This is a genomic window from Nocardiopsis nanhaiensis, assembly GCF_054778635.1.
Genome location: NZ_BAAGZJ010000153.1, coordinates 1 through 5,241 on the forward strand (window position 1 = coordinate 1; position 5,241 = coordinate 5,241).

General features: G+C 71.5%; 3 protein-coding genes. 2 read left to right on the top strand and 1 reads right to left on the bottom strand.

Features of this window, described 5'->3' with window-relative positions; translation table 11 throughout:
• Positions 1-967, top strand: a 967-nt coding sequence (locus ACYVD1_RS34245) for a glycine betaine ABC transporter substrate-binding protein (protein WP_460778633.1), incomplete at its 5' end; no start/stop codon positions are given.
• 55 nt (positions 968-1,022) lie between these two features.
• On the top strand, positions 1,023-3,914 hold the full coding sequence (locus ACYVD1_RS34250; protein ID WP_460778634.1) for an FAD-binding and (Fe-S)-binding domain-containing protein: 2,892 nt from the start codon (positions 1,023-1,025) through the stop codon (positions 3,912-3,914).
• A 33-nt stretch (positions 3,915-3,947) separates the two neighbouring features.
• On the opposite strand, the gene ACYVD1_RS34255 is transcribed toward ACYVD1_RS34250, so the two are convergent.
• Positions 3,948-4,334 (bottom strand): hypothetical protein, encoded by a 387-nt coding sequence (locus tag ACYVD1_RS34255; RefSeq protein WP_460778635.1) that lies wholly within the window; start codon positions 4,332-4,334, stop codon positions 3,948-3,950.
• Positions 4,335-5,241 lie beyond the last annotated feature (907 nt).

A 5,241-nucleotide genomic window follows, 5' to 3' on the forward strand; every position in this document is an offset into this window, starting at 1 on the left:
CGCCGCAGGCGTCGCCGTCCTCCGGGCCGCGGGCGCCTGCGGCGCCCCGAGCGGAGCGGACACCGCTTCCGGCCCCGGTCCCGAAGACGTGGACCTGGACGGCGGCAGTATCGCCCAGGACATCGACCTCGAGGGGGCCAGCCTGTCGGTCTCCTCCAAGGAGTTCACCGAGAGCGTCATCCTCGGCAAGATCACCTACTACGCCCTGCAGGCCGCGGGGGCCGAGGCGGACGACCAGACGGGCCTGATGGGGTCCAACATCCTGCGGACCGCCTTGGAGAACGGGGACGTGGACCTCTACTGGGAGTACGCCGGGACCGGGTGGACCCAGTTCCTCCAAGAGGAGGAGGTCATCCACGACGGCATGGAGCAGTTCGACCGCACCGCGGAGGAGGACCTCGACCGGAACGGGATCGCCTGGCTCGGACCAGCGCAGTTCGGCAACCAGTACGCCGTCGCGCGGGCGGCCGACGCACCCGAGCCGGTGGGCTCGGTCGACTCGCTCGACCAGCTGTCCGAGTTCGTGCACGAGCACCCGGAGGAGGCCACGTTCTGCGGCGCCGCCGAGTTCATGGACCGCGAGTGGGAGAGGTTCCAGGACTTCTACGACGCCCCGTTCAGGGCCGCCGACGCCTATCAGATGGACCTGGCGCTGAACTACGTCAACGTCGCCAGGGGCAGCCCCTGCAACTTCGCGGAGATCTTCACGACGGACGCGCGGATCGACTCCCTGGACCTGGAAGTGGTCGAGGACTCCGACACGTTCTTCACCACCCAGCTGGCCGCCCTCACCGCACGCCAGGAGAGCGTCGACCAGCACCCCGGGCTCGACGAACTGGGCACGGAGCTGGGCGAGGCGCTCACCGAGGAGACCATCATCGAGCTCAACGGCATGGTCGACCTGGACGGGGCCAGCCCGGACGAGGCAGCCCTGTACTTCCTCAGCGAGCACGGTTTCATCAGCTGACCGGGCCCCTCCACCGAACCGGCCGAAAGCCCCGCCACGGACAGGAGACCGCCCCATGGGCAACCCCCGTGACGTCGCGCGCGCGATGCGCGACGCACTCGGCCGCGGCGGTGCGGACGTCGTCCGCGACGACCTCACCGCCCGTGCCGCCTACACCTCGGACGCGTCCGTCTACCGTGCCGTCCCCGCGCTGGTCGTCGAACCGCGCGACGCCGACGACGCGGCGCGGGCGGTGGAGGTGGCACGCGGTCACGGGCTGCCCGTGACCGCCAGGGGCGGCGGCACGTCGGTGGCGGGCAACGCCCTGAGCGAGGGTGTGGTGCTCGACTTCTCCCGGCACATGAACCGGGTCGTGTCGGTCGACCCGGACGCGGCGGAGGCCGTCGTGCAGCCGGGCGCGGTCCTGGACGACCTGCGCCGCTCGGCCCGGGTGCACGGCCTGACCTTCGGCCCCGACCCCTCCACGCACTCGCGGTGCACGCTCGGCGGGATGATCGGCAACAACGCGTGCGGCTCGCACTCGGTGGCCTGGGGGTCCACCGCCGACAACGTCGTCGCACTCACCCACCTGCTCGCCGACGGCCGCTCGCTGACGGCCACCCGCGGCAGCAGCGGCGACCCGGGGCTCGACCGGCGGCTGAAGGAGTGGCGGTCCGGGCTCCTGGCGCCGCTGCGAACCGAGCTCGGAACGTTCTCCCGCAAGCTCTCCGGCTACGGCCTGCACCACCTGCTGCCGGAGAACGGGTTCGACGTCGCCAAGGCGCTGGTGGGAAGCGAGGCCACCTGCGGTCTGGTCACCGAGGCCCGGGTCCGGCTGGTGGAGGCGCCCAAGTCCACCGTCCTCCTGGTCCTGGGCTTCCCCGACGTGTACGCCGCGGCGGACGCCGCACCGCACCTGGCCGCGAGCGGTGCCCTCACCGTGGAGGGGATGGCCTCGGACCTGCTGTCCATCCTGCGGTCCCGGCCGGGCCGGGCCTCGGCCGGGGAAGAGCTGCCGCCCGGCGGCGGCTGGCTGTACTGCGAGTACGGCGGCGAGGACACGGCCGCGGCCCGGGAACGGGCCGCGCACGGCGCCGAGGTGGCCCGCGGTTGCTCCGGCGGGGTCACCTCGCTGGTCGTGGCCGACCCCGAGCGGGTGCGGGCACTGTGGCACATCCGGGAGTCCGCTGCCGGGATCGTCACCCGCATGGCCGACGGCGGTGAGGCGTGGCCCGGCTGGGAGGACTCGGCGGTGCCGCCCGAGCGTTTGGGGTCCTACCTCAAGGAGCTGTACGCGCTGCTGGGCCGGCACGGGCTGCGCGGAGTGCCGTTCGGGCACTTCGGCGAAGGCTGCCTGCACATGCGGGCGGACTTCACCTTGGGCAGCGAGGACGGGCTGGCCGCCTACCGCTCGTTCGTCGGCGAGGCGGCCGACCTGGTGGCGCGGCACGGCGGTTCGGTCTCCGGCGAGCACGGGGACGGCCGGGCCCGCTCCGAGCTGCTCCCGCGCGTGTTCTCCCCCGAAGTGGTGCGGGCGTTCGGCGAGTTCAAGGCCTTCTTCGACCCGGACGGCGTGCTCAACCCGGGGGTGATCACCGACCCCCTCTCCTTGGACGCCTCCGTGCGCCCCGGCCCGGGCCACGACGCCCTGTCCCTCACCCCCGTGCACGCCTTCCACGACGACGGCGGCTCCTTCGCCAGCGCGGTCAACCGCTGCGTGGGGGTGGGGGCCTGCCGGGACGTCGACAACGGCGCCATGTGCCCGTCCTACCGGGCCACCCGCGACGAAGTGCACTCCACCCGCGGCCGCTCCCGGCTGCTGGCCGAGATGCTCCGCGGCGACGCGCTGACCGACGGCTACCGCTCCAAGGAGGTCCACGACGCCCTGGACCTGTGCCTGTCCTGCAAGGCGTGTGCCAGCGAGTGCCCGGTCAACGTGGACATGGCCACCTACAAGGCGGAGTTCCTGCACCACCACTACCGGCGGCGGGTCCGCCCGGCCGCGCACTACTCCATGGGGTGGCTGCCCCTGTGGTCGCGCTTGGTCACCCTCGCCCGTCCGCTCTCCGGGGCCGTGAACGCGCTGCTGTCGGTGCGGCCTCTGGCGGCCGTGGTCAAGCGCCTCGGCGGGATCGAACCGAAGCGCGGGATGATCAGGTTCGCCCCGCGGCCGCTGACCCGCTGGTTCCGTTCCCGGCGGGGCGCGCCGCCGGGAGGACCCTCGGAGGGGCGCCCCGCGGTGGTGCTGTGGCCGGACACGTTCACCAACTTCCACCAGCCCGAGGTGGGCCGGGCCGCCGTCGAGGTGCTGGAGGCTCTGGGCTACCGCGTGGAGATGCCGGCTGGCAGTGTGTGCTGCGGCCTGACCTGGCACTCCACCGGGCAGCTCGCCCTCACGAAGAGGGCGCTGTCCCGCACCTTGGACGCGCTCGGGGACCAGTTGGCGGCCGGGTACCCGGTGGTCGGCCTGGAGCCGTCGTGCACCGTGATGCTGCGCGACGAGACCGTGGAACTGCTGCCCGGCGACCCGCGTGCACGGCTGTTGTCCGAGCGGACCCGCACGCTGGCCGAGATCGTCGCCGAGCACCGGGGGCCGTGGCCGTTCGGCCGGTTGGCGGCCGCCGCCGTCTCCCAGGTGCACTGCCACCAGGAGGCCAAGGGATCGTACTCGGCGGACCGGACGGTACTGGCCCGGTTGGGGGTGGACGCCGACGAGATCGGTTCCGGCTGCTGCGGCCTGGCCGGGAACTTCGGATTCGAGCGCGGACACTGGGAGGTGTCCCAGTCCTGCGCCGAACGCGAGCTGTACCCCAAGGTCCGCGAGGCCGGCGCCGACACCCTGGTCCTGGCGGACGGCTTCTCCTGCCGTACCCAGATCGCCCAGGGAACCGAGCGCTCCGGCACCCACCTGGCCCAGGTCCTGCGCTCGGCCCTGCCCGACACCTCACCCTTCTGGCGCAGGGCCTGATACTCCCGGGACGGTATCTGTCTCCAGGGGTTCCTAGGCCTCCCCCTCCCTGCCGCGGGGGAGCTTCACGATGGCGTAGGTGAAGCACAGTGTCGAGGGCAGTGCCAGAGCAAACGACAGCGCTGCACGGCGTTTCTGGCGTTCGGAGCAGGAGGTGTCCACCCACTCCTGGCGCAGCACCTGCTCGAGGTCCCCGCCCCAGTCCTGACGGTCGTCCCACAGAGACGGGCCCACCCACACGACCGGAGAGCAGCGCACCCGGTCCTCCTCCCCCGGCGGCGGCTGGACCCCGTAGGAAGTGCCCAGGAGCAGCATCACGATGAACGCGCCGGACCCCCCTGCAGCCAGACTGGCGCGGACGGCGCCCGGGTAGTGGCGCATCCGCTGACGAGCCCACAGCACGAGCGGGATGAAGAACACGGCGGCCGTTCTGGGAGAAGGTTTGAGGCAACCCCGCAAGATTAGGGCATATCGGACGCTACGGCTTCCACGGCCCTCCTCTTTGGTCGCGGGGCCTGAGGCCGCTGACGAAGAGGGCTGGACACCCCTGCCTTTGGGGTGGCCCCTGCGTCACAGACGGGGTGTACCCCTGTGTCACAGACACAGGAGCTCCCAGCAGGAGCTCCCAGCAGGTATGGGGTTTCTTTCCGGTGCGGGTTTCCCCGTTTCCTGCCGCCCGATGGTGGCCGTCTCCGCTACGCGCCTCAAGGTCGTCGCCATCGAGCGCTTCGCGCGTCAACGGCGCTCCACCTTGACCCGCTTCGCTACGACGGCGGGTCGGCGGCTATCAGGAAACGGGGGACGTGTGGTCGGGGAGGCGATGGCCCCTTCGGGGCCAGAAGGGCCCAACGGCACAAGCACGGCCTGGCGGCCGTCAGCTGCCACTCCGCCGGAGCGGTGACGCCTGGCGGTGTCGCGGCCGGTCATGCTCTGCTGCGAACCACGGCGGCCTCCGGCCGGGGGCCGATGCCAGCCACTGCGCCGGCGCTTTGACGGTTGCGGGTGTCGCGGCTGGTCCATGTGCGCGGCGAAAAGAACTGAGAAACCTGGAATTCCAGGTGGGCATAAACACCACACCAGGTGGCCTGAATTGGGGGCTAGAAGAAAGCCAGGGGGCACCCCTGGCGAAAGTCATGAATTCAGTTCGAACCAGCGGCAGACTTCCATTCTCCGACCTTTTCTCTTACAATAGAAGAATGACGATCTCTCCTGAAGCACCCACCCCCACCGGGCACACCCCGGTGGATACCGCGGTGGCCGCTGCCCGGGACGAGACCACCGCCTTCTTTAACCGGGACGTGCCCCTGGGGGCGGCGGGCGAGGTGCT

Excerpts from the sequence above, each read along its gene's own strand:
- ACYVD1_RS34250 (WP_460778634.1), top strand. The coding sequence starts at position 1,023 with ATGGGCAACCCCCGTGACGTCGCGCGCGCGATGCGCGACGCACTCGGC.